Origin of the sequence: Pseudooceanicola marinus (assembly GCF_002786295.1) — a bacterium.
In the GTDB taxonomy this organism is placed as follows: domain Bacteria; phylum Pseudomonadota; class Alphaproteobacteria; order Rhodobacterales; family Rhodobacteraceae; genus Pseudooceanicola; species Pseudooceanicola marinus.
In genome coordinates this window covers 243,302-266,081 of sequence record NZ_PGTC01000010.1, presented here as the reverse complement: position 1 = coordinate 266,081, position 22,780 = coordinate 243,302, and the positions used below count along the sequence as shown (strand labels likewise).

Genomic DNA, 22,780 nt, shown 5'->3' with positions numbered 1-22,780 from the left:
CCGGCCACGCCAACCACCAACCACAGTTTCGGAAACGGGCCGCGCATCTACGCGGCCCGTTTTCTTTTTCGCCTTGGCCTAAAGCCGCGCACCCGCGCGGGCGGCGTGATGTTTGGCAAAAGCTCTCCTCATTTGCGCGAACCGGTGTTTTGACGCTAGGTTCAACAGGTAAACCGCCGATCTCGACGCCCCGCGATTCCCCAAGAAGGGCGCGGCGAGCAGCGCTTTCGCCCCCTCTGCCGGGCGTTGTGATCACAGCTTTTCCGCGCGTGATCACAAACTCAAGAAAATAGGCAGAATTTCTCCCACCCCTGCAAAAATAGGTTCATCGGCGGGTAAGACTGTGCCACTACCGATGGCAATCGTAGCAAACGAGGGACGGAGTTCATGAATATCCATGAATATCAGGCGAAGGCGATCCTTCGCGAATATGGCGCCCCGGTTTCGGAAGGTCGCGCGGTTCTGAAGGCTGACGAAGCCAAGACCGCCGCCGGCGAACTGGACGGCCCGCTGTGGGTCGTGAAGGCACAGATCCACGCAGGCGGTCGCGGCAAGGGCCATTTCGTGGAAGAGAGCGCCGGCGAAAAGGGCGGTGTGCGCCTGGCGAAATCGGTCGAAGAGGCCGAAGCCGAAGCCAAGAAGATGCTGGGCAAGACCCTGGTGACGCACCAGACCGGCCCCGCCGGCAAGCAGGTCAACCGCATCTACATCGAAGCCGGCTCCGACATCGAGCGTGAGCTGTACCTGGCCCTGCTGGTCGACCGCGTGACCTCCTCCGTCTCCGTGGTCTGCTCCACCGAGGGCGGCATGGACATCGAGGAAGTGGCGGCATCGACCCCCGAGAAGATCCTCAGCTTCTCCATCGACCCGGCCACCGGCTATGCGCCGTTCCACGGCCGCAAGGTCGCCTTCGCCCTCGGGCTGAAGGGCGCCGCGATGAAGCAGTGCGTGAAGCTGATCGGCGACCTTTACCGTGCCTTCATGGACAAGGACATGGAACAGCTGGAGATCAACCCGCTGATCGTCATGCCCGACGGCAACCTGAAGGTCCTCGACGCCAAGGTCGGCTTCGACGGCAACGCGGTCTACCGCCACGCCGACATCGCCGCCCTGCGCGACGAGACCGAGGAAGACGCCAAGGAACTGGCGGCCTCCAAGTACGACCTGAACTACATCGCGCTGGACGGTGAGATCGGCTGCATGGTGAACGGCGCAGGCCTGGCCATGGCGACGATGGACATCATCAAGCTCTACGGTGCGGAACCCGCCAACTTCCTCGACGTCGGCGGCGGCGCCACCAAGGAGAAGGTGACCGAGGCCTTCAAGATCATCACGTCCGACAAGAACGTGAAGGGCATCCTGGTCAACATCTTCGGCGGCATCATGCGCTGCGACGTCATCGCCGAGGGCGTGATCGCGGCCGTGAAGGAAGTCGGCCTGGAAGTGCCGCTGGTCGTCCGTCTGGAAGGCACCAACGTCGACCAGGGCAAGGAGATCATCGCATCCTCCGGCCTGAACGTCATCGCGGCAGACAACCTGTCCGACGGCGCCGAGAAAATCGTGAAAGCAGTGAAGGGCTAAGACAATGGCAGTTCTCGTTGACGAAAACACCAAGGTCATCTGCCAGGGCTTCACCGGCTCGCAGGGTACCTTCCACTCCGAACAGGCGATCGCCTACGGCACCAAGATGGTCGGCGGCGTGACCCCCGGCAAGGGCGGCACCACGCACCTCGACCTGCCCGTCTTCGACGGCGTGGCCGAGGCGGTCGAGAAGACCGGCGCCAATGCCTCCGTGATCTACGTTCCGCCGCCCTTCGCGGCCGACTCGATCCTGGAAGCCATCGACGCGGAAATCCCGCTGATCGTCTGCATCACCGAGGGCATCCCCGTCCTCGACATGATGAAGGTGAAGGCCGCGCTGAAGAACTCCAACTCGCGCCTGATCGGCCCGAACTGCCCGGGTGTCATCACCCCCGGCGCCTGCAAGATCGGCATCATGCCCGGCCATATCCACAAGCGTGGCTCGGTCGGCGTCGTGTCCCGTTCGGGCACCCTGACCTACGAGGCGGTCAAGCAGACCACCGACGCGGGCCTGGGCCAGTCCTCGGCCGTCGGCATCGGCGGTGACCCGATCAAGGGCACCGAGCACCTGGAAGTGCTGGAAATGTTCCTCAAGGACCCGGAAACCGAGTCGATCATCATGATCGGCGAGATCGGTGGCTCGGCCGAAGAGGAAGCCGCACAGTTCCTGGCCGACGAGAAGAAGAAGGGCCGCTGGAAGCCGACCGCCGGTTTCATCGCTGGCCGTACCGCGCCTCCGGGCCGCCGCATGGGCCACGCGGGCGCCATCGTCGCCGGTGGCAAGGGCGGTGCCGAAGACAAGATCGAAGCCATGAAGTCGGCCGGTATCGTCGTCGCGGACAGCCCTGCCGGTCTCGGTGAGGCCGTGCTGAAGGCCATCAAGGGCTGATGCCCGACTGCGGGCATAGCCTGCGTCACGCCAGATAAAGGCGTGGGCCGCATCGCGTTTGCGTGATGCGGCCCTTGCCACCCGATGCTGAACCCCCATGTGGTACGGGGGAAACGAGAAAACCAATGTCACGAGACCAAGCAGAACCGGATCCGTGCCTGCCCCGGGAGTTCCTGTCATGAGCTTCACCGAGGCCGTCCGCACCTGCCTGCGCAAATACGTGACCTTCTCGGGCCGGGCGTCCCGCCCGGAATACTGGTGGTTCGTCCTGTTCAATGTGATCGCGTCGATCCTCCTGGGGATCGTCGACGGCATCCTGTTCGGCACCGCCGAGATCACCACGGGGCCGGGCAGCGTCAGCGCCTCGTCCGATGGCCCCCTGTCCTCGCTGTTCAGCCTGGCCATGCTGCTGCCCTGGCTCGCCGCCGGCTGGCGCCGGATGCATGACACCGGCCGCAGCGGGATCTTCCTGCTCTACCCTTTCATCGCCATCATCGGCACGATCACCTACGCGGGCTTCATCGGCGCCTTCAACTTCGCCGACCCCTTCGGTGCCGGCATCGGCGCCGGGCAGCTGGAAGGGCTGGCCGGGATCGTCCTGGTGATCGCCCTGATCGTCTGCGTGCTGTCGCCCCTGATCGTGATCTGGTGGCTGACCCGGCCCAGCGACCCGCAGGAGAACCGCTGGGGCCCGGCCCCCGCGCCGCGAGGTGCCGCATGAGACCGCTCGACTGCCACAGCCCGCCTTCCGCCGCCCCGCCCGGGGCCCCACCCCAGGCCCCCGCCCGCCACCAGATGACCCTCCGTTTCGTCCCGCAGGTGACATGATGAACGACCAGAGCCCCAACGACCTTTTCCACGCCTCAAGCTTCATGCAGGGGCACAACGCCGCCTACCTCGAACAGCTGTACGCCCGCTGGGCCAATGACCCCTCCGCGGTCGATGACGCCTGGGCCGAGTTCTTCGCCACCCTGGGCGACAGCGGCAGCGATGCCACGAAAGAGGCCGAAGGCCCCTCCTGGTCGCGCAAGGACTGGCCGCCGACGCCGAACGACGACCTGACCGCGGCGCTGGACGGCATGTGGCCCGCCCCGGCGGAAAGCAAGGACGCCGGCAAGAAGATCCAGGAAAAGGCCGCCGAGAAGGGCGTCGAGGTTTCCGACGATGCCGTGAAGCGGGCCGTTCTGGACAGCATCCGCGCCATCATGCTGATCCGCGCCTACCGGATCCGTGGCCACCTGGCCGCCGACCTGGACCCGCTGGGCATGAAGGACCCGGTCGAGCACCCCGAACTGGACCCGAAATCCTACGGCTTCACCGACGCCGACATGGATCGCCCGATCTTCATCGACAACGTCCTGGGCCTGCAGATCGCCTCGATGCGCCAGATTCTGGACATCGTGAAGCGCACCTACTGCGGCACCTTCGCGCTGCAGTACATGCACATCTCCGACCCGGAACAATCCGCCTGGCTGAAGGAACGGATCGAGGGCTTCGGCAAGGAGATCAAGTTCACCCGTGAGGGCCGCCGCGCCATCCTGAACAAGCTGGTCGAGGCCGAGGGCTTCGAGAAGTTCCTGCATGTGAAATACATGGGCACCAAGCGGTTCGGTCTCGACGGTGGCGAGGCGCTGATCCCCGCGATGGAACAGATCATCAAGCGCGGCGGCAACCTGGGCGCCAAGGAAGTTGTGATCGGCATGCCGCACCGCGGCCGCCTTTCGGTGCTGGCCAACGTGATGTCCAAGCCCTACCGCGCCATCTTCAACGAATTCCAGGGCGGCTCCTTCAAACCCGAGGATGTCGACGGCTCCGGCGACGTGAAATATCACCTCGGCGCCTCCTCGGACCGAGAGTTCGACGGCAACACCGTGCACCTGTCACTGACCGCCAACCCCTCGCACCTGGAAGCCGTGAACCCGGTGGTGCTGGGCAAGGCACGCGCCAAGCAGGCGCAGCTGAACGATGCCGAACGCACCTCCACCATCCCCGTGCTGCTGCACGGCGATGCCGCCTTCGCGGGCCAGGGCGTCGTGGCGGAATGCTTCGGCCTGTCGGGCCTGGTCGGTCACCGCACCGGTGGCACGATCCACATCGTGGTGAACAACCAGATCGGTTTCACCACCGCGCCGCACTTCTCGCGCAGCTCCCCCTACCCCACCGACATCGCCCTGATGGTCGAGGCGCCGATCTTCCACGTCAACGGGGATGACCCCGAGGCCGTGGTCCACGCCGCCAAGGTGGCCACCGAGTATCGCCAGAAGTTCCACAAGGACGTCGTGATCGACATCTTCTGCTACCGCCGGTTTGGTCACAACGAAGGCGACGAGCCGATGTTCACCAACCCGATCATGTACAAGAACATCAAGGGTCACAAAACGACCCTCTCGCTCTACACGGATCGCCTGGTCAAGGATGGCCTGATCCCCGAGGGCGAGATCGAGGACATGAAGGCCGCCTTCCAGGCCCATCTGAACGAGGAGTTCGAGGCCGGCAAGGAATACAAGCCGAACAAGGCCGACTGGCTGGACGGCAAGTGGTCGGGCCTGGAGCGCGAGAAAGAGGATTACCAGCGCGGCGAGACCGCGATCAGCGAAGATCTGATGGCCGAGGTCGGCAAGTCGCTGACCACCGCGCCCGAGGGCTATCCGCTGCACCGCACCGTCGGTCGCCTGCTGGAAACCAAGGCCAAGATGTTCGAGACCGGCGAAGGCTTCGACTGGGCCACCGGCGAGGCTCTGGCCTTCGGCTCGCTGCTGACGGAAGGCTACCCGGTCCGACTGGCGGGCCAGGACAGTACCCGCGGCACCTTCTCGCAGCGGCACTCGGCCCTGATCAACCAGGAGACCGAGGAACGCTACTACCCGCTGAACAACATCAAACCCGGTCAGGCCCGTTACGAGGTCATCGACTCGATGCTGTCGGAATACGCGGTGCTGGGTTTTGAGTACGGCTACTCGTTGGCCGAGCCGAACGCCCTGGTGATGTGGGAAGCCCAGTTCGGCGACTTCGCCAACGGCGCGCAGATCATGTTCGACCAGTTCATCAGCTCGGGCGAATCCAAATGGCTGCGGATGTCCGGCCTGGTAATGCTGCTGCCCCATGGCTACGAAGGTCAGGGCCCGGAACACTCCTCCGCCCGCCTGGAACGCTTCCTGCAGATGTGCGGGGGCGACAACTGGATCGTGGCCAACTGCTCCACGCCGGCCAACTACTTCCACATCCTGCGCCGTCAGCTGCACCGTTCCTTCCGCAAGCCGCTGGTGCTGATGACGCCGAAGTCGCTGCTGCGCCACAAGCTGGCCGTCAGCAAGGCCGAGGATTTCACCACCGGCTCCAGCTTCCACCGTGTGCTGTGGGATGACGCCGAACGCGGCCATTCCGACACCAAGCTGGCCGCGGACGACAAGATCAAGCGCGTCGTGATGTGCTCGGGCAAGGTCTACTACGACCTGCTGGAAGAGCGCGATGCCCGCGGCATCGACGACATCTACCTGATGCGGATCGAACAGTTCTATCCCTTCCCCGCGATCTCGCTGGTGAAGGAGCTGGAACGCTTCAAGGGCGCCGAGATGATCTGGTGCCAGGAAGAGCCCAAGAACCAGGGCGCCTGGTCCTTCATCGAGCCCAACATCGAATGGTGTCTGAACCGCATCGGCGCCACCCATCAGCGCCCGCGCTACGTGGGCCGTCTCGCCTCCGCTTCGCCCGCAACGGGCCTGGCGAAACAGCATAAAGCTCAGCAGGAGTCGATCGTCGACGAAGCGCTGACCATCGAAGGAAAGTAAGGACATGAGCACCGAGATCCGCGTCCCCACCCTGGGCGAATCCGTTACCGAAGCCACCGTCGCCACCTGGTTCAAGAAACCCGGCGACAGCGTGGCCGTCGACGAGATGCTGTGTGAACTGGAAACCGACAAGGTGACCGTCGAAGTGCCCGCACCCGCCGCTGGCGTGCTGGCCGACATCGTGGCCAACGAAGGGGAAACCGTGGGCGTCGACGCCCTGCTGGGCATGATCTCCGAATCCGGCAATGCCGGTCCGGAAGAGCCCGCCCCCCGCAAGACCGAGGCCCCCGCCGAGGAACCCGAGGCGACCGATGCTGGCGGCGAGACCATGCCCGTCATGGTCCCCACCCTGGGCGAATCCGTCTCCGAAGCCACCGTGGCCACCTGGTTCAAGAAGGAAGGCGACAGCTTCGAGGCCGACGAGATGCTCTGCGAGCTGGAAACCGACAAGGTCTCCGTCGAGGTGCCCGCGCCGGCCGCCGGCACCCTGACCAAGATCCTGGCGAAGGAAGGCGAAACCGTCGAGGCCGGCGGCCAGCTGGCCGAGATGACCTCCGGCAAAGGGGGCGCTGCCAAGCCCGCCAAGTCCGAAGAGGCGCCCGCCGCCTCCGCCCCCGCGTCCTCGGGTGGCAAGGACGTCGAGGATGCACCCTCGGCCAAGAAGGCCATGGCAGAGGCCGGCCTCTCCGCCGACCAGGTCACCGGCACCGGCAAGGATGGCCGCATCATGAAGGACGACGTGGCCAAGGCCCTGTCGGCCACCAAATCGGCCCCCTCGGCTCCGGCCGCCGCGCCGCGCGCCCCCAGCCCGGCCGATGACGCCGCCCGCGAGGAACGCGTGAAGATGACGCGCCTGCGCCAGACCATCGCCAAGCGCCTGAAGGACAGCCAGAACACCGCGGCCATGCTGACCACCTACAACGAGGTGGACATGACCGAGGTCATGGCGCTGCGGAAGCAGTACAAGGACGAGTTCGAGAAGAAGCACGGCGCCCGCCTGGGCTTCATGTCCTTCTTCACCAAGGCCTGCGTCCACGCCCTGAAGGAAGTGCCGGACGTCAACGCCGAGATCGACGGCACCGACGTGGTCTACAAGAACTACGTTCACATGGGCATCGCCGCCGGCACGCCCCAGGGCCTGGTGGTTCCGGTCATCCGTGACGTCGACAGCATGTCCTTCGCCGAGATCGAAAAGGCGATCGCCGAGAAGGGCAAGCGCGCCCGTGACGGCAAGCTCAGCATGGCGGAAATGCAGGGCGGCACCTTCACCATCTCCAACGGCGGTGTCTACGGCTCGCTGATGTCCTCGCCGATCCTGAACCCCCCGCAGTCGGGCATCCTCGGCATGCACAAGATCCAGGACCGTCCGATGGTCGTCAACGGCGAGATCAAGATCCGCCCGATGATGTACCTGGCGCTCAGCTACGACCACCGCATCGTCGACGGCAAGGGCGCCGTGACCTTCCTGGTGCGCGTCAAGGAAGCGCTGGAAGATCCCCGTCGCCTGCTGATGGATCTGTAAGAGACGACCGATGCGCCCGGGCTACTCCGGGCGCATCCTTTTCCTTCGGAACCTGTCCGATGAAGCTTGCCCGCCTCTCCTTCTGGCTGATCCTGACCACCGGCGCCGTGCATTTCGTACTGACCGGAGCGCGGATCGGTGCGGGGCGGTCCGACCTGATGGACATGGGGCGCCTGCTCGTGGAAATGGCCCTGTGCGGCGGGCTGCTCCTTTCCCTCTACCGTACGCCGCAGAAACGGGGCATCTGCGCGATGACCTTGACCCTCGCCGCCGCGCTCTACCTCTACGCCATCTCCGGCGGGTTCCTGTGGAGCAATATCGGGCAGCTGCTGATCGGCGTTCTCGCCTGCGTCGCCGCGCTTGATGCGCTGATCGGGTCGCGCCGGGCCTCGCAACAGAAGGTGCCCTCATGACCACCGAACTCATCGCCCTGGCCATCGTGGCCCTGGAACACGTCGTCCTGGTCTTCTGGTCGCAGATGCTGCTGACCCGCGATGTCGGGCCCGAAGGCAATGCCGGCCCCCGCGACGACCTGCCGGATTTCTCGCAACAGACCGGTCGCCTGCGCCGGGCGCTCGCCAACCATACCGAGAACTTCCCCTTCTTCATCGGCGCCGTTGCCGTCGTGCTGCTGTCGGGCAGCGCCAACGGCGTGACCGCCACCTGCGCGCTGATCTATGCCGCGGCGCGCGCGGTCTACATCCCCGCCTACGCCTTCGGCTGGACCCCCTGGCGGTCCGTCATTTTCATGTGCGGCTTCCTGGCGACCTGCGTCATGTATGTCGCCGCGTTCTTCTGAGGTGCAATGATGAACTCCCTGCCCACCGAAGTCACCGTCCTCGCGCTTGCCGGCCTGCTGCAGGTCGCGCAGATCACGCTGATGTCGGTCACCGCGAACTTGGAACTGGACGGCGGCAAGACCCTGGGACCGCGTGACCCGCAACGCCTGGGCAAGCCGCTGATGGAGCAGGTCAGCCCGCGCACGGGCCGCATCTTCCGCGCCATGAACAACCACTTCGAGGCCCTGATCCTCTTCACCATCGCCGTGGCGGTGGTGACGCTGGGCCAGGCGGCCTCTCCGCTCACCGCGACCTGCGCCTGGACCTACCTGGGCGCCCGCATCCTCTACATCCCCGCCTATGCCTTCGGCTGGGTGCCCTGGCGCTCGCTGCTGTGGCTGACGGGGCTGATTGCCACCACGCTGATGATCCTCTCCGCGCTCTTCTGATCATCCAGCGGCCCAAAATACTGCGGGGATGCCGCGCCAGCGGCGGGGGCAGAGCCCCCTCCCCCGACCCGAAACGAAGCACTCCCGGCGCCCCTGCGCGCCCCACGAAAAAAGGAGACCACCCATGGCCCAATATGACGTCATCATCATCGGCGCTGGCCCCGGCGGCTATGTGTCCGCGATCCGCTGCGCACAGCTCGGCCTGAAGACCGCCTGTGTCGAGGGCCGCGAGACCCTGGGCGGCACCTGCCTGAACGTCGGCTGCATCCCCTCCAAGGCGCTTCTGCACGCCACGCACCAGCTGCACGAGGCGGAACACAACTTCGCCACCATGGGCCTGAAGGGCAAATCGCCCTCCGTCGACTGGGACCAGATGAAGGCCTACAAGCAGGACGTGGTGAACTCCAACACCGGCGGGATCGAGTTCCTGTTCAAGAAGAACAAGGTCGACTGGATCAAGGGCTACGGCTCTATCCCCGAGGCCGGCAAGGTCAAGGTTGGGGATGAGACTTACGAGGCCAAGAACATCATCGTCGCCACCGGCTCCGTCCCCGCCTCGCTGCCGGGCCTGGAGATCGACAACGAGAAGGGCATCATCGTCGACAGCACCGGCGCGCTGGACCTGCCGAAGGTGCCGAAGAAGATGGTCGTCGTCGGCGCCGGCGTGATCGGCCTGGAAATGGGCTCTGTCTACGCGCGTCTGGGCGCCGAGGTGACCGTGGTCGAATTCCTCGACACGATCACGCCCACCATGGACGGTGAAGTGCAGAAGAACCTGCAGAAGATCCTGAAGAAGCAGGGCATGAACTTCATCCTGGGCGCCGCCGTCCAGGGCGCCGAGACCACCAAGACCAAGGCGAAGCTGACCTACAAGCTGAAGAAGGACGACAGCGAGCATCAGCTGGACGCCGATGTCGTGCTGGTCGCCACCGGCCGCCGCGCCTTCACCGACGGCCTGGGCCTGAAGGAACTGGGCGTTGAGATGACCGAGCGCGGTGTGGTGAAGACCGACGGCCACTGGGCGACCAACGTCAAGGGCGTCTATGCCATCGGTGACGCCATCGACGGCCCGATGCTGGCCCACAAGGCCGAGGACGAAGGCATGGCCGTGGCCGAGGTGATCGCCGGCAAGGCGGGCCACGTGAACTACGACGTGATCCCCAGCGTGATCTACACCCACCCCGAAGTCGCCGCCGTCGGCAAGACCGAGGAAGAGCTGAAGAAGGAAGGCCGCGCCTACAAGGTCGGCAAGTTCTCCTTCATGGGCAACGCCCGCGCCAAGGCCGTCTTCGCCGCCGAGGGCTTCGTGAAGATCATCACCGACAAGGAAACCGACCGGATCCTGGGCTGCTCGATCATCGGCCCGGCGGCCGGCGACCTGATCCACGAGGTCTGCGTGACCATGGAATACGGCGGCTCCGCCGAGGACCTGGCCCTGACCTGCCACGCGCACCCGACCTTCTCCGAGGCCGTGCGCGAAGCGGCGTTGGCCTGCGGCGACGGCCCGATCCACATGTGATCCGGCTCTATCACTGACCTGGAGACGCCCGTCGCCCCGCGCGGCGGGCTTCTTCGTTTCCGGCCACCGCCCGCTCCGCGTCACGCGCCCGAGCGTCGCGCTGGCTTTCCTTGATCGGCGCGCAGGCTACATTCCTTCGGGTAGCCGCACAGCCGAAGGGAGGCCGGATCATGGCCCGCCCCACTGTCTCCGTCATCATCCCGGCCTACCGCGCCGAGGCCAGCCTGCCCGGCGCCGTGGCCTCCATCGGGACCTGCGGCCTGCCGCCGGAGGACGTGGAAATCGTGGTCGCCTCGGACGACGGACAGGACTACCGCCCCCTGATGCCCCAGGGACCGCGCTATGCCTTCCCGCCCGTGGGGGCGGTGCAAAGCGGCGCCGGCCCCGCGCGCAACAGGGCCCTTGCAGAGGCGCGCGGACACTACATCGCCTTTCTGGACGCGGATGACAGCTGGGAACCGGACTACCTGACCTTCCTGCTACCCCTGGCGCAGCGCCACGGCGCCGCCTTTGGGCGCACGGCGGTGATCGAGGGCGGAAAGGAGATCCTGCGCCTGCCCCCCGGCCCCGGCGACGTGTTGCGGCTGGAGGATCTGGGACGCACCGGCGCCTCCTTCCACCCCGTGCTGGCACGACGCCTGGCGCGGGCCTTTACCACCCATCTCAGCCAGGACGTGCGCCACGCGGCCGAACTTCTGGCCCGCGTGGGCGGCACCGCGCCGCTCGGGCGCGCCGCCTACCGTCTGCATCTGTCAGGGGGCTCCGCCACCGGCAGTGGCGACTTCGCCGCCCGTGTCGCCCGCGCCTATGACAGCCACCTGGCCGAGATCGAGGCCGGCAGCCCGGGCACCGCGGGCCTCACGCCGCGATTGCGCGCGCGACTGGCGGAGGTGTTCCGCGACAAGGCGCGGCTGAACGCGGCCTACAGCCGGGACGCCGCACCGGGGCAGAGTTTCTACGCCTTCATCGCGGCGCGACTGGCGGCCGAGGCAGGGCGCGGTCGGGGCTGATCACCACATGGTCTGCGCTGCGCGCTCGGGCCAGGCGCGGTCATACTCGGTTCCGCCCACTTCGCCCTCGGTCATCGCCGCCAGGATCTCTCCCGGGGTCGGCAGACCAGCACTGTCGTCGCGCCCGTCCCAGAGGCCTGCGCGCATCACCGCGCGGGCGCATTGGAAATAGATCTCGTCGATCTGCATCACCACGACGCTGCGCGGCTGCTTGCCCTTGAACGTAAACCGCGCGCGCAACTCGGCATCCGCCGTCACCCGGCCCCGGCCGTTCACCCGCACCACGTTATTGGAACCCGGCACCATGAACATCAGCGCCATGCGCGGATCGCGGACGATGTTGCGCAGGGTGTCGATACGGTTGTTGCCGTGCCAGTCGGGCAGCGCCAGGTGGCTCTCATCCAGTTCGCGCACCACGGGGCCATCATCGCCGCGCGGGCTGCCGTCGACACCCTCCGGCCCGACGGTGGAAACGACGCAGAACCGCGACGCGGTGATCCAGCGGCGATAGTCGGGGGTCATGCGCTGCGCCACCTTGCGCAGCGAGGCCGCGCCGGGGCTGTTGCCGTAGATCTCTTCGAGATCCTCAATCCGGTCGAGATACTCCATCAGGGTCGAACCCTCCTTCCCTCATCAGCGCATCCGAGGCGCTTTCCACCTCCTGCCGCAGCCGGGCGCGAAACTCGTCCCGGGGCAGGCCCGCCGGGATCGGCGGCAGGAATTCCAGAACCGCCAGACCCGGCTTGCGCAGCAGCCCACTGCGCGGCCAGAACAGGCCCACGTTGGTGGCCGCCGGCACGCAGGGCTGGTGCGTCTGTTCATAGATCGCAGCCACGCCCACCTTGTAGTCGGCGCGCAGGCCCGGGGCGACGCGCGTGCCCTGCGGATAGATGATCAGCTGCCCCGCCGGCGCATCGCCCGAGGTTACGCTTGCCATCATATCGCGGATCGCCTCCGCCCGGCGGCCGCGTTTGACCGGCACGCAGCCGATGCGCAGGGCATAGAACCCGACGATGGGGGTGAACCGCAGGATGTCCTTCATGATGAACTTCGGTTCGCGCACCGCCGAGACGATCAGGATCACGTCGAAGAAGCTCTGGTGTTTCGAGCCGATCAGCACCTGACCCTCGGGCACGTCGCCCCGGATCTCGCTTTTCAGCCCGCAGATCCAGCGCACCGACCAGCGCACCCAGTGGCAGAAGACCCAGGCGCCGGTATAGGCACCCCGCCGGCTGACCGCCGCCCAGGGCAGGAAGGCTATGCCCATCAGGGCCATCATCGCGAACATCTGCACCACGAAGATCAGGGAGCGAAGGTAGCCGAAGGCGGTTTTCATGCGAGGTTCCCCAACATGCGCCGAGCCGCGGCGCGAGTGGCGGCAAAGGACACTGCGGCAGCCACGGGCGGCAGGACGAAGGGCCAGATCCAGTGCCAGCCGCGCAGGCCCAGCCCGGTCAGGAAGCCGCCCTCGGCCTGGGCCTGCGGCAGGGCCAGCAACGCGGCGAGGCCGAGCGCCATGCCAAGCGCCGCGCCCCAGAAGGCCCGGAAGGTGAAGCGGCGGACGAAGGCGCGGGCGATGAACTCGTCCCGGGCGCCGACAAGGCGCAGCACGGCGATGACCTGGGCGTTGGCGGCCAGCGCCGAGTTGGCAGCAAGGGTGATCATGGCCGCCATGACCCCCCCGATCAGCAGCAGCGACAGGAGGCCCAGGGCACGGATCCGTTCGGCGGCGCGCACCAGGGGGCGGCGCCAGCGCGCGTGGTCGTCCAGCACCGCCCCCGGCACCTCGGCCTGCAGGCGCAGGCGCAGGCCGGCCGCGTCGTAACCCTCGCCGTCCTCCACGATCTCCACCAGCTGCGGGATGGGCAGGCTGTCCACCGGCAGGTCGGGGCCGAACCAGGGCTCCAGCAGGCCCTGCTGTTCCTCCGCCGTCAGGGCGCGCGCCCGCGCCACGCCCCGCGTGGTCGCCAGCACCTGCAACGCCGCCTCGGTCTGGGCCGCGATCTGGTCCGCGGGCGCCGAGATCCGCAGGGTGGAGCTGCGCGCCAGCTCCTGCGACCAGTTGGCGGCCATGCGTCCCGTGGCCAGCGACAGCGCCAGGGCGAAGACGGCAAGGAAGGTCATGGCGGCGGCGGCGAAAAGGGTCAGCCGGGCGGTGAAGCCGGTCGGCGGCACCACGCGGTCCGCCTGCGGTTCGCCTTTCAGCAGCGCCAGCGGAGAGATGGCGGCCAGGGCACGTGGCGACAGGCGCTTGTTCACAGGTCCGCCCCCGCCAGTTGCAACCGCCGCTTGGCGATGCGCAGGACGCGGGCCTGCACGCGGCTTTTGGCGGCGCGGATCAGGCCCAGGTCATGGGTGGCGATCATCACAGTCTTGCCCATGCGGTTCAGCTCCACCAGCAGGGCCAGCAGGCGCTGCGACATTTCCCAATCGACGTTGCCCGTGGGTTCGTCCGCCAGGATCACCTCCGGGCTCATGATCACGGCGCGGGCCAGGGCCGCGCGCTGCCGTTCGCCGCCCGACAGTTCCGGCGGCAGGGCGCCGGCCCGGTGGGTGAGGCCGCACCAGGCGATCAGCTCCCCCAGGTTCTGCTGCTCCGCCTCGACATCATGGCCAGAGACCATCAGCGGCAGGGCGATGTTTTCCGCCACCGTCAGATGGTCCAGGAACTGGCAATCCTGGTGCACCACGCCGATGCGACGGCGGATCGTGGCCACGTCGTCGCGGGTCATCTCGCGCACGTCCTGGCCGAACAGCACCGCCTGCCCCGCCGTCGGGATCAGCGCGCCGTAACAGAGCTTGAGGAAGGTCGTCTTGCCGGCCCCCGAGGGACCGGTCAGGAAATGGAACGAGCCCGGGGTAAGCCTGAGGGAGATGTCGCTCAGCAACTCTCCGCCGCCATAGGAATAGGCGAGATTGTCCAGTTCGATCACGTAGAGCCCCCGCGTGTGCTGGTTCCTTTTGCAGGATCGCGGGGTCTGTTGCAATCACGCTGCCCGGCGGAAATAGCACTTTTCCGCCATTGCCGAACCACATATGGTAGCCGCAAGACACAGCCGGCGCTGCCCCCGCAGCGATCCGGCCCGACCTGTCAAATGGGGTCTCATGCGGTTAACCTGCCCGAATTGCGGTGCGCAGTACGAAGTGCCTGACGCGGTGATCCCGGCGGCAGGGCGCGACGTGCAATGTTCCAACTGCGGCGACACCTGGTTCCAGGGTCCCCCCAGCACCTCCGACGACGGGCAGGCCGCCGCGCGCCCGACCGACGCCGCCGCGCCCCCCGCCCCGCGCGTGTCGCCCCGTCGGCCGCGCAGCGACAACGCGCCTGGCGTCGGGACGACCGGTACCGCGGCAGCCACGGCCCCGGAGGCCACCTCCGAGCCGGATCCCCTGCCCGAAACCGGTGCCGAAACCGACACCGAAAGCGGCCTGACCGGCGATGGCACCCGGTTCGAGGGTGCCGATCCCTATGGCGCCGAACCGACCGACACCGCCCGGCCCGAGCGCGACGAGGAGCCCGGATCTGAGCCCATGTCTTGGCCCGCCCCCCAGGACGAGGCCGCAGAAGCGACCACGCCCCCCCCAGAGCCCCTGCCCCGGACCGAACCCGCCGGCCGCCCGCAGGACTGGGCCGACGAGGACGCGGAAGACGACGAAAACGATCTGGGCCCCGCCCCGATGAGCGGCGCCCGGCGGCGCGAGCTCGACCCCTCGGTGCGGGACGTCCTGCGTGAGGAGGCCGAGCACGAGGCCAAGGTCCGTGCCAGGGCAGGCAGTGGGCTGGAAAGCCAGCCCGAGCTGGGGCTGAGCGATCCCGAAAGCGAAACCGACCGCCGCGAGCGTGAGGCCCGGGCCCGCATGGCCCGGCTGCGCGGCAAGCCCGCCCCCGCCCAGGACAGCGGTGACGACGCGGCCCATGCCGCCTCGCGACGGGACCTCCTGCCCGACATCGAGGAAATCAATTCCTCCCTGCGCAGCCGCAACCGGCGGGTCGAGGACGAGGCCGAGTACGAGGACGAGGATCCGGCCGTCCGGCGCAATTTCCGCCGCGCCTTCACCCTGCCCATTTTCGTCGCGGCGATCGGTGCGCTGCTTTACATCAATGCGCCGCGTATCGCCGCGCAGATCCCCCAGACCGCGCCGATCCTGCGCAGCTATGTCGGCGGGGTCGATCAGGGGCGCATCTGGCTTGACGCCAACGTACGCGAGCTGATCGCCTGGATCGAGACCCGGACGGCCAGCTGACGGGACGGTTTCCTACCGGTGGTACATGGGGAAGTCTTCCGGGCGTCCCCCTCGGGGAAGCCCCCCCGACCACAGCCCTGCTGAACGCAGACAGGACCCCGGACAAGGGGAGCGGTTGCTGTCGACAGTCCCCTTCGCCTCCTGCCGCGGCCTGACAGCCGGACGGCTGAGACATCTGGGTGGACACAATCACCGCAAAACGGGTCGCCCGCAGCCTCTGAGCCTACATGCGAGGCCGCTCGCCGTCCCGCACATGTTCCCGCCAAGACATTGAGGCCGCTTCGCCCGCTTACCCTTCCCGGATAGCGACCGAAAAGCTCGACCCTGCGCGGAGATCAGTGCCGCATCCAGCCAACCGGGCCGTGAAACATAAGATTCGCGCGGTCGAGCGGCCGCAATCACCGGGCCGAGACAGGTCAGTCGGGCAAGATCACGACAGTCGAGTTAACCTTGTCGCAAAGCCTCATGCGATCAAGGAAGACAGGGCCGGCTTAATCCAGATCCGGCCGCCCTCTCAGAACCGGTCGAGCAGGCGTCGCAGGTAGTCGAGTTCTTCCGCGCTGCGCTCCGCCTCGCCGGAGCGGCGGCGGATCTCATCCAGAAGATCGCGGGCGCGGCGCTGCACATCCGGGCCCTGCAGCATCTCCCGATCGTTGCCGAGCGCTCCGTTGGTGCCGGCGTTGCGGCCCAGCGGATCATTGCGTTGCCCGGGGTTGTCCCCCTCGGCTTCGCCCTGCTGGCCGGCCAGGTCACGTTCCTGTTGCGACATGGCCTCGCCCAGGTTGCGCATGCCCTTGCGCAGGGCGTCCATGGCCTGGGATTGCTGGTCGATGGCCTCAGCCAAGTCGCCCTCACCCAGGGCCTCCTCGGCCCCGCGCATCGCCTCGTCGGCCCGGTCGAGCGAGTCGCGCGCCGCGCGTCCCGCTTCGGTCCCGGCGCCGGGCAGGTTGCCGCGCTGGCGGTCCAGTTCCTCGCGCAACTGCCGCTGACGGTCGGCAAGGTCCCCCGCATCGGGGGCGCCTTCGCCCGCCTGGCCCTGCTGTTGTCCCTGGGACTGACCACCGCCGCCGCCCTGGCTCTGGCCGGGTTGCTGGCCCTGCTGTTGTCCCTGGCCACCCTGCTGCTGCTGGCCCTGATCCTCGCCCTGCTGACCCTGATCCTCGCCCTGCTGACCCTGCTGGCCGCGCTGGCCAGAGTTCCCATCCGGGTTGAACTGATCCTGAAGGTCACGGAAGGCCTCGTCAGACAACTCCTGCTGGTCGCGCAGGGTCTCTCCCAGACCTTCCATCGCCTGCTCGCCCGGGCTCTGCTGGCCTTCACCGCCGCCCTGGCTCTCGGTCATCTGCATGTTCTCCAGCATCTGCTGAAGCTCCTCCAGCGCCTGCTGGGCCTCGGCCATGCGGCCTTCCTCCATCAGCTCCTGGATGCGGTCCATCATGCGCTGGATGTCGTCCTGGGTCATCCGCATGGCGTTTTCCATGTCCATCGGCGGCTGGTTCGGATCGTTGGCGCGGTCGCGGGCCTGCTGTTGCGCCAGCTGGCGCATGTAATCCCGGGTGGCGTCGCGCAGCTCCTGCATCAGCCGGGCGATTTCCTCGTCCGAGGCGCCGTTGCGCATCGCCTCCTGCAGGCGGTCGCGGGCGCGTTCCATGCGGGCGCGGGCGTCATCCAGATCGCCGTCCTCGATCTCCACCGCCATGTCCCAGAGCGCGGCCGTGACCTCGCTCACCTGCTCATCGGTCATCGGGCGGAAGCGCACGATGGTCTCCACCTTGCGCACCAGGCGCATCAGGCGCAGCTCCAGCGTCTCGGAAGGGAAAAACCGGTCGCCTTGCCACCGCACGGCGCGCAGGACCTGGGCCACACGTTCGGCATTGTCGCGATTCCACAGAAGATCGCGGCGCATCTCGATCAGCGCAGCGGCCAGGGGATCGAAGAAACGGCGCGCGTCCAGCAGCATGTCGTAACCGTCACTGCGCCCCGATTGCGCCGCCGCATCCTCCACTGTCAGGGAGACGGTGACGGGCATGTTGGCCCAGGGGTGCTGTGAGAAATTCTCCGCCAGCGCCTCGGAGAACTCGGCGCGGGAGCCGGAGATCGGCATCGGCAGGGGCACCCGGATCGCTTCGCGCGGCTCGGGGTCCATGGCCAGGCCATAGCGGCGATCGACCGCGTCGAGGTCGAGGGCGATCACCGCCTCGCCCGCCACCACGCCGTAGTCGTCCCTGGCAGAGAAGGGCATGGTCATCTGCCCTTCCACATCGGCCTCGCCCGGGCCGTCGATGGTGACAGAAGGCGCCTGATCGGGCACCAGGACGACGCGCCATTCACGGCCCCCCGGCCCTTCGACGGCCAACCGCCCATCCTGTTCGATGATGAAATCCTGTGCAGCGGCATCCGCCGGCGGCAGGTCCCCGACCCGACCCGAGACGGTCTCGCTGAGTTCCAGCTGGCCCTCGGGGCCGTAGAATCGCATGGTCACCTCTGACCCGCGCGGCGCCGACAGTTCCTCCCCCGCGATGTCCCCGAGGTAAAGCGTGGGCAGCCCGGTGTAAGGCGGCGGCGCAACCCATCCTTCCCAGGAAGGACCGATGGCCGCCTGCGCCCCGCCCGGCGTCATGTCGCCCAGATCGCCCAACCGCCAGAAGGAGCCGAAGAACAGCGCCACGATGACGCCCAGCAAGGCGACGTAGCGCAGGCCGAAGGGATCGCGGGAGGAGAGCCGCAGATCGGGGTCCACCGCCCGCGCCTGGCGTGCCCGGACCACCATCCGCGCCTGGTGCGCATCCCACAGCGCGCGGGTGCCCGGATCACTATCGCCGATAGCCGGGCTGTCGCGAAGGGCCTGCAAAGGCTGGCCTTTCAGCGTCGCATCCAGCCTTTGAAAGGCCTCCTCACGGGAGGGAAACCGCAGTCGCCGCAGCCCGAGAACCAGCAGCGCCAGCGCAACGACGCCCGCCAGGGCGCCCAGGGTCCAGATCGCCTCCACCGGCAGGGCCGCGACCACCCCCAGCATCACCAGCGCCAGCGCGGTCAGCAGGAAGGTCCACAGCGGCCACAGCGCACGCACCACGCTCTCCGCCAGGATGCCGGCCCGTGTCAGGGCCAGCGGCCAGCGCAGCCGGTGCATCAATCGGGTGTATCGCGTCGGCTCAACCATGCTCCGTCCCGAAGGGGCAGCGCGGGGATCGCACTACATCCACTCGGGTAGCGTATCGCGGTTAATGATCTCCTCAAAGGAGGGTCTTTTGCGAATGACGGCGAATTGATCCCCCTTGACCAGCACCTCGGGGATCAGGGGGCGGGTGTTGTACTCGCTGGACATGACAGCGCCGTAGGCCCCCGCAGAGCGGAAGGCGACCAGGTCCCCCGCCGCCAGCTTGGGCATGTTGCGGCCCTTGGCGAAGGTGTCGCCGGATTCGCAGACCGGGCCGACGATGTCATAGGGGGTCTGTTCGCCGCCCGCTTCGGGTTCGACCACGGGGACGATGTCGTGGTGCGCATCATACATCGCAGGGCGGATCAGGTCGTTCATCGCGCCGTCGATGATCAGGAAATCACGGCCCTCGCCGTGCTTCACGTAGATCACCTCCGACAGCATGATGCCCGCGTTGCCGGCAATCAGGCGGCCCGGCTCGATCTCGATCTCGCAGCCGGTGTCGCCCAGCACTTCCTGGACCAGGGCACCATATTCGACGGGCAGCGGCGGGGCGGAGTTGCCGCGCTCGTAAGGAATGCCCAGCCCGCCGCCCAGATCGAGGCGGATGATGTCGTGGCCTGCGGCGCGCAGGGTCTCGGTCAGCTCCTTCACCTTGGTGAAGGCGGCGCGGTAGGGTTCCAGATCGGTCAACTGGCTGCCGATATGCACGTCGATGCCCACGGCGCGCAGGCCCGGCAGCTCTGCAATGCGGGCATAAACTTCGGGCGCACGGGTGATCGGGATGCCGAACTTGTTCTCCGACTTGCCGGTGGCGATCTTGGCGTGGGTCTTGGCGTCCACGTCGGGGTTCACCCGCACGGTGACAGGGGCCACGACGCCCAGGGACAGGGCGACCTCGTTCAGCACCTCCATCTCCGGTTCGGATTCGAGGTTGAACTGGCGCACCCCGCCTTCCAGAGCGGCGCGCATTTCCTCGCGGGTCTTGCCGACGCCGGAAAAGACGATCTTGTCACCCGGCACGCCGGCGGCCTTGGCGCGGGCGTATTCCCCGCCCGACACCACGTCCATGCCGGCGCCGAGATCGGCCATCACCTTCAGGATCGCCTGGTTCGAGGCGGCCTTCATCGCGTAGCAGACCAAGTGATCCATGCCCGCCAGGGCCTCGTCGAACAGGCGGAAATGCCGTTCCAGCGTCGCGGTGGAATAGATGTAGCAGGGCGTACCGACCTGCGCCGCGATCTCGGCCACGGGGACATCCTCGGCGTAAAGGGCGCCGTCACGATAGAGAAAATGGTCCATGGAAACCTCCGTTGGCCGCAAGGTGTACGCCAGGCGGCGCCGAGGCCCGCCTTACACCGGGCGGGCGCGCAGGAAAAGATAGAGAGGCAGGCCGCAGCTGACCCCGATGCAGAAGGTGGCCGGGATCGCCAGCAGACCCAGACGGTCGCCGCGCGCCCGGCAATCGGTCACGATCCACAGGCTCAGCGCGATGGCAGAGATCACCAGATCCCAGAACAGCGCCGCCGGTGCCCATCCGGCCCGCCAGGCCGCGATCAGCCCGGTCAGGCTGACTCCGTTTTCGGCAAACCAGGTGAAGATCAGGCCCAAGGGATGCAGCGTGCCCCAGATGGCAAGCACGAGAAACAGCAGGCGCAGTGGCGACATCCGTTCAGACCTCCGTCTCGGATCCGTAGATCGTGCCGCCCGTCGCGCCGATGCCGGTGGTGCCCATATTGCTGCGGTCGAGGCCGCTCGGGCTCCGCTCCGCCCCGGCCGGGGGGCTCGGCGCACCATCGACGCCGCAGCCGGCCAAGAGGCCGGCCAGCGCCGCCGCGGCGATCAGTTTCAGTCGTCCAGCCGTGCTTTCCATGCCGCCACCTGTTCGCGAACCCGTTCGGGCGCCGTGCCCCCGTAAGACATACGGGAGGCCACTGAATTGTGCACCCCCAGAACGCCGAAGACCTCCTCGGTGATGCGCGGCTCGACCGCCTGCATGTCCGCCAGCGTCAGGTCGGGTAGGTCACAGCCCTGGCCCTCGGCCTTGGCCACCAGCGAGCCGGTCACGTGGTGCGCATCGCGGAAGGGCATGCCCAGCACCCGCACCAGCCAGTCGGCCAGGTCGGTCGCGGTGGAGAAGCCTGCGCCTGCGGCCGCTTCCAGCGCGGGCACGTTGGCCTTCATGTCCGACACCATGCCGGTCATCGCGGCCAGCGCCAGCATCAGGTTGTCGGCAGCGTCAAAGACCTGTTCCTTGTCTTCCTGCATGTCCTTGGAATAGGCCAGCGGCAGCCCCTTCATCACCGTCATCAGCGCCACGTTGGCGCCGAAAATCCGACCGATCTTGGCGCGGATCAGCTCCGCCGCATCGGGGTTCTTCTTCTGCGGCATGATCGACGAGCCGGTGGAGAAGCGATCCGAAAGCGCGACAAAGCGGAACTGGGCGGAGGACCAGATCACCAGCTCTTCGGCGAAACGGGACAGGTGCATGGCGCAGATCGAGGCGGCGCCGAGGAACTCCAGCGCGAAATCGCGATCCGACACCGCATCCAGCGAGTTGGCGCAGGGCCGGTCGAAGCCGAGCGCCTCTGCCGTCATCTGCCGGTCCAGCGGGAAGGAGGTGCCGGCCAGCGCGGCAGCGCCCAGGGGGGATTCGTTCATCCGCTTGCGCGCATCGGTGAAGCGGCCCAGGTCGCGGCTGAACATCTCCACATAGGCCATCATGTGATGGCCCCAGGTCACGGGCTGCGCCGTCTGCAGGTGGGTGAAGCCGGGCATGACCCAATCGGCGCCCTCTTCGGCCTGGGTCAGAAGCGCGCGGATCAGCGCCTCCAGCCCGCCGATGGCGGCGTCGGCCTGGTCCCGGACCCAGAGACGGAAATCGGTCGCCACCTGGTCGTTGCGCGAGCGCCCGGTGTGCAGACGGCCCGCAGGCTCGCCGATGACCTCCTTCAGGCGGGCCTCGACATTCATGTGGATGTCTTCCAGCGCGGTGGAGAACTGGAACGAGCCGCCTTCGATCTCTGACAAGACCGTGAGCAGGCCTTCACGGATGGCCTCGGCATCTTTATCGGTAATGATGCCCTGTGCGGCCAGCATGGCGGCATGGGCGCGCGAGCCCTCGATATCCTGGCGGGCGAGCCGTTGGTCGAAACCGATCGAGGCGTTGATCGCCTCCATGATCGCATCGGGCCCTTCGGCGAAACGGCCGCCCCACATCTGGTTCGCTTGGCTATCGGTCATCGGGACCCTCGGAGGAAGAATGAGAAAACTGCTGTCCGCGCTGGTTTATACGTCGCTGATGCTGGGCGCAATCGTCCGCCCGGCCCTCGCCGCCCCGGAAGGCATCGAGGACCTACTGACCAGAGAGATGCGCAAGCTTCAGGTGCTCGACGCGCCCAAGGCACTGGACACCTCGCTGGAGTGGGTCGACGTGGACGGCTCCGCCGTGTCGCTGGACGATTATGCCGGCAAATGGGTGGTGCTGAACTTCTGGGCCGTCTGGTGCGCGCCCTGCCGCGAGGAGATGCCGACGCTGGCCGCCCTGCAGCAGGACCGCGCGGGCGCGGATTTCGCCGTGGTCACCCTGGCCTCCGGCCCGAACGCGCCGGAGAAGGTCGCCCAGTTCCTGGAAGAGGAAGACGCCGCCACCCTGCCCCAGTACCGCGACCCGAAAAGCGCCCAGGCGCGGGCGGCGGCCGTCTTCGGCCTGCCGGTGACGCTGCTGGTCGATCCCGAGGGCCGCGAAGTGGCCCGCCTGGTGGGCGGCGCCGACTGGAACGCGCCCGAGGCCCATGCGGTCTACGATGCCTTCCTGGCCGAAGATGGCGGCTAGGGCCGC

General features: G+C 67.4%; 21 protein-coding genes. 12 read left to right on the top strand and 9 right to left on the bottom strand.

Translation table 11 applies throughout. From position 1 onward, the window contains the following. Positions 1–387 precede the first annotated feature (387 nt). The 10 genes from sucC to CVM50_RS05420 all read left to right on the top strand — a co-directional run bounded on the left by sucC (position 388) and on the right by CVM50_RS05420 (position 11,537). Complete coding sequence (sucC, locus tag CVM50_RS05465; protein ID WP_085887623.1) at positions 388–1,581, top strand: ADP-forming succinate--CoA ligase subunit beta; 1,194 nt, start codon at positions 388–390, stop codon at positions 1,579–1,581. Positions 1,582–1,585: 4 nt separating this feature from the next. Then, entirely contained in the window at positions 1,586–2,470 is an 885-nt protein-coding gene (gene sucD / locus CVM50_RS05460; RefSeq protein ID WP_085887624.1) for a succinate--CoA ligase subunit alpha, read from the top strand. A gap of 178 nt (positions 2,471–2,648) precedes the next feature. Further along, complete coding sequence (locus tag CVM50_RS05455; RefSeq protein WP_085887625.1) at positions 2,649–3,191, top strand: DUF805 domain-containing protein; 543 nt, start codon at positions 2,649–2,651, stop codon at positions 3,189–3,191. 106 nt (positions 3,192–3,297) lie between these two features. Continuing rightward, the gene (locus CVM50_RS05450) at positions 3,298–6,258 is read left to right on the top strand and encodes a 2-oxoglutarate dehydrogenase E1 component (protein WP_085887952.1); all 2,961 of its coding nucleotides are present in this window, start codon (positions 3,298–3,300) and stop codon (positions 6,256–6,258) included. Between the two features lie 4 nt (positions 6,259–6,262). Beyond that, positions 6,263–7,780, top strand: coding sequence for a 2-oxoglutarate dehydrogenase complex dihydrolipoyllysine-residue succinyltransferase (gene odhB, locus CVM50_RS05445; RefSeq protein ID WP_085887626.1), 1,518 nt, complete (start codon positions 6,263–6,265; stop codon positions 7,778–7,780). A gap of 59 nt (positions 7,781–7,839) precedes the next feature. Further along, positions 7,840–8,193, top strand: a complete 354-nt coding sequence (locus CVM50_RS05440; RefSeq protein WP_085887627.1) for a hypothetical protein — start codon at positions 7,840–7,842, stop codon at positions 8,191–8,193. Continuing rightward, positions 8,190–8,579 carry an MAPEG family protein gene (locus CVM50_RS05435; RefSeq protein WP_085887628.1) on the top strand — a complete coding sequence of 130 codons (390 nt, stop codon included), beginning with the start codon at positions 8,190–8,192 and terminating at the stop codon, positions 8,577–8,579. Before CVM50_RS05440 ends, CVM50_RS05435 begins: the two co-directional genes overlap by 4 nt. Positions 8,580–8,597: 18 nt before the next feature. Continuing rightward, positions 8,598–9,008: an MAPEG family protein gene (locus CVM50_RS05430; RefSeq protein WP_100148446.1), complete on the top strand. Its 411-nt coding sequence runs from the start codon at positions 8,598–8,600 to the stop codon at positions 9,006–9,008. Positions 9,009–9,132: 124 nt separating this feature from the next. Continuing rightward, positions 9,133–10,527, top strand: coding sequence for a dihydrolipoyl dehydrogenase (gene lpdA / locus CVM50_RS05425; RefSeq protein WP_085887629.1), 1,395 nt, complete (start codon positions 9,133–9,135; stop codon positions 10,525–10,527). A 170-nt stretch (positions 10,528–10,697) separates the two neighbouring features. Further along, entirely contained in the window at positions 10,698–11,537 is an 840-nt protein-coding gene (locus CVM50_RS05420; RefSeq protein ID WP_085887630.1) for a glycosyltransferase family 2 protein, read from the top strand. On the opposite strand, the gene CVM50_RS05415 is transcribed toward CVM50_RS05420, so the two are convergent. The 4 genes from CVM50_RS05415 to CVM50_RS05400 are packed head-to-tail and all read right to left on the bottom strand — an operon-like array spanning position 11,538 to position 14,470. Continuing rightward, complete coding sequence (locus CVM50_RS05415) at positions 11,538–12,146, bottom strand: pyridoxamine 5'-phosphate oxidase family protein (protein WP_085887631.1); 609 nt, start codon at positions 12,144–12,146, stop codon at positions 11,538–11,540. It abuts the gene before it with no gap. Further along, positions 12,124–12,873 carry a lysophospholipid acyltransferase family protein gene (locus CVM50_RS05410; RefSeq protein ID WP_085887632.1) on the bottom strand — a complete coding sequence of 250 codons (750 nt, stop codon included), beginning with the start codon at positions 12,871–12,873 and terminating at the stop codon, positions 12,124–12,126. The genes CVM50_RS05415 and CVM50_RS05410 overlap by 23 nt, the downstream gene beginning before the upstream one ends. Then, positions 12,870–13,796: a cell division protein FtsX gene (locus CVM50_RS05405; RefSeq protein ID WP_408634046.1), complete on the bottom strand. Its 927-nt coding sequence runs from the start codon at positions 13,794–13,796 to the stop codon at positions 12,870–12,872. The genes CVM50_RS05410 and CVM50_RS05405 overlap by 4 nt, the downstream gene beginning before the upstream one ends. Continuing rightward, complete coding sequence (locus CVM50_RS05400; RefSeq protein ID WP_085887633.1) at positions 13,793–14,470, bottom strand: cell division ATP-binding protein FtsE; 678 nt, start codon at positions 14,468–14,470, stop codon at positions 13,793–13,795. The genes CVM50_RS05405 and CVM50_RS05400 overlap by 4 nt, the downstream gene beginning before the upstream one ends. Before the next feature lie 172 nt (positions 14,471–14,642). Here CVM50_RS05400 and CVM50_RS05395 point away from each other — a divergent pair, with 172 nt between their 5' ends. After that, the gene (locus CVM50_RS05395; protein WP_159457053.1) at positions 14,643–15,782 is read left to right on the top strand and encodes a zinc-ribbon domain-containing protein; all 1,140 of its coding nucleotides are present in this window, start codon (positions 14,643–14,645) and stop codon (positions 15,780–15,782) included. Between the two features lie 514 nt (positions 15,783–16,296). Here CVM50_RS05395 and CVM50_RS05390 read toward each other — a convergent pair. From CVM50_RS05390 to argH, 5 genes are read right to left on the bottom strand one after another with little or no spacing between them, the layout of a single operon-like run. Beyond that, the gene (locus CVM50_RS05390) at positions 16,297–18,942 is read right to left on the bottom strand and encodes a TIGR02302 family protein (protein WP_085887635.1); all 2,646 of its coding nucleotides are present in this window, start codon (positions 18,940–18,942) and stop codon (positions 16,297–16,299) included. A gap of 33 nt (positions 18,943–18,975) precedes the next feature. Beyond that, entirely contained in the window at positions 18,976–20,241 is a 1,266-nt protein-coding gene (gene lysA, locus CVM50_RS05385; RefSeq protein WP_085887636.1) for a diaminopimelate decarboxylase, read from the bottom strand. Between the two features lie 51 nt (positions 20,242–20,292). After that, positions 20,293–20,607, bottom strand: coding sequence for a DUF2834 domain-containing protein (locus CVM50_RS05380; RefSeq protein WP_085887637.1), 315 nt, complete (start codon positions 20,605–20,607; stop codon positions 20,293–20,295). Between the two features lie 4 nt (positions 20,608–20,611). Next, a complete protein-coding gene (locus tag CVM50_RS05375) occupies positions 20,612–20,812 on the bottom strand; it encodes a hypothetical protein (RefSeq protein WP_085887638.1) in 201 nt (66 codons plus the stop codon). Continuing rightward, a complete protein-coding gene (argH, locus tag CVM50_RS05370) occupies positions 20,788–22,182 on the bottom strand; it encodes an argininosuccinate lyase (protein ID WP_085887639.1) in 1,395 nt (464 codons plus the stop codon). The genes CVM50_RS05375 and argH overlap by 25 nt, the downstream gene beginning before the upstream one ends. Before the next feature lie 19 nt (positions 22,183–22,201). Between argH and CVM50_RS05365 the strand changes: the two genes are divergently transcribed. Continuing rightward, positions 22,202–22,774 (top strand): TlpA disulfide reductase family protein, encoded by a 573-nt coding sequence (locus tag CVM50_RS05365; protein WP_085887640.1) that lies wholly within the window; start codon positions 22,202–22,204, stop codon positions 22,772–22,774. The last annotated feature ends 6 nt before the right edge of the window (positions 22,775–22,780 follow it).

Excerpts from the sequence above, each read along its gene's own strand:
- lpdA (WP_085887629.1), top strand. The coding sequence starts at position 9,133 with ATGGCCCAATATGACGTCATCATCATCGGCGCTGGCCCCGGCGGCTAT.
- CVM50_RS05390 (WP_085887635.1), bottom strand. The coding sequence starts at position 18,942 with ATGGTTGAGCCGACGCGATACACCCGATTGATGCACCGGCTGCGCTGG.
- lysA (WP_085887636.1), bottom strand. The coding sequence starts at position 20,241 with ATGGACCATTTTCTCTATCGTGACGGCGCCCTTTACGCCGAGGATGTC.
- CVM50_RS05365 (WP_085887640.1), top strand. The coding sequence starts at position 22,202 with ATGAGAAAACTGCTGTCCGCGCTGGTTTATACGTCGCTGATGCTGGGC.
- CVM50_RS05440 (WP_085887627.1), top strand. The coding sequence starts at position 7,840 with ATGAAGCTTGCCCGCCTCTCCTTCTGGCTGATCCTGACCACCGGCGCC.
- CVM50_RS05420 (WP_085887630.1), top strand. The coding sequence starts at position 10,698 with ATGGCCCGCCCCACTGTCTCCGTCATCATCCCGGCCTACCGCGCCGAG.
- CVM50_RS05380 (WP_085887637.1), bottom strand. The coding sequence starts at position 20,607 with ATGTCGCCACTGCGCCTGCTGTTTCTCGTGCTTGCCATCTGGGGCACG.
- CVM50_RS05435 (WP_085887628.1), top strand. The coding sequence starts at position 8,190 with ATGACCACCGAACTCATCGCCCTGGCCATCGTGGCCCTGGAACACGTC.
- CVM50_RS05410 (WP_085887632.1), bottom strand. The coding sequence starts at position 12,873 with ATGAAAACCGCCTTCGGCTACCTTCGCTCCCTGATCTTCGTGGTGCAG.
- CVM50_RS05395 (WP_159457053.1), top strand. The coding sequence starts at position 14,643 with ATGCGGTTAACCTGCCCGAATTGCGGTGCGCAGTACGAAGTGCCTGAC.
- CVM50_RS05455 (WP_085887625.1), top strand. The coding sequence starts at position 2,649 with ATGAGCTTCACCGAGGCCGTCCGCACCTGCCTGCGCAAATACGTGACC.
- CVM50_RS05450 (WP_085887952.1), top strand. The coding sequence starts at position 3,298 with ATGAACGACCAGAGCCCCAACGACCTTTTCCACGCCTCAAGCTTCATG.
- odhB (WP_085887626.1), top strand. The coding sequence starts at position 6,263 with ATGAGCACCGAGATCCGCGTCCCCACCCTGGGCGAATCCGTTACCGAA.
- argH (WP_085887639.1), bottom strand. The coding sequence starts at position 22,182 with ATGACCGATAGCCAAGCGAACCAGATGTGGGGCGGCCGTTTCGCCGAA.
- CVM50_RS05415 (WP_085887631.1), bottom strand. The coding sequence starts at position 12,146 with ATGGAGTATCTCGACCGGATTGAGGATCTCGAAGAGATCTACGGCAAC.
- sucC (WP_085887623.1), top strand. The coding sequence starts at position 388 with ATGAATATCCATGAATATCAGGCGAAGGCGATCCTTCGCGAATATGGC.
- sucD (WP_085887624.1), top strand. The coding sequence starts at position 1,586 with ATGGCAGTTCTCGTTGACGAAAACACCAAGGTCATCTGCCAGGGCTTC.
- CVM50_RS05375 (WP_085887638.1), bottom strand. The coding sequence starts at position 20,812 with ATGGAAAGCACGGCTGGACGACTGAAACTGATCGCCGCGGCGGCGCTG.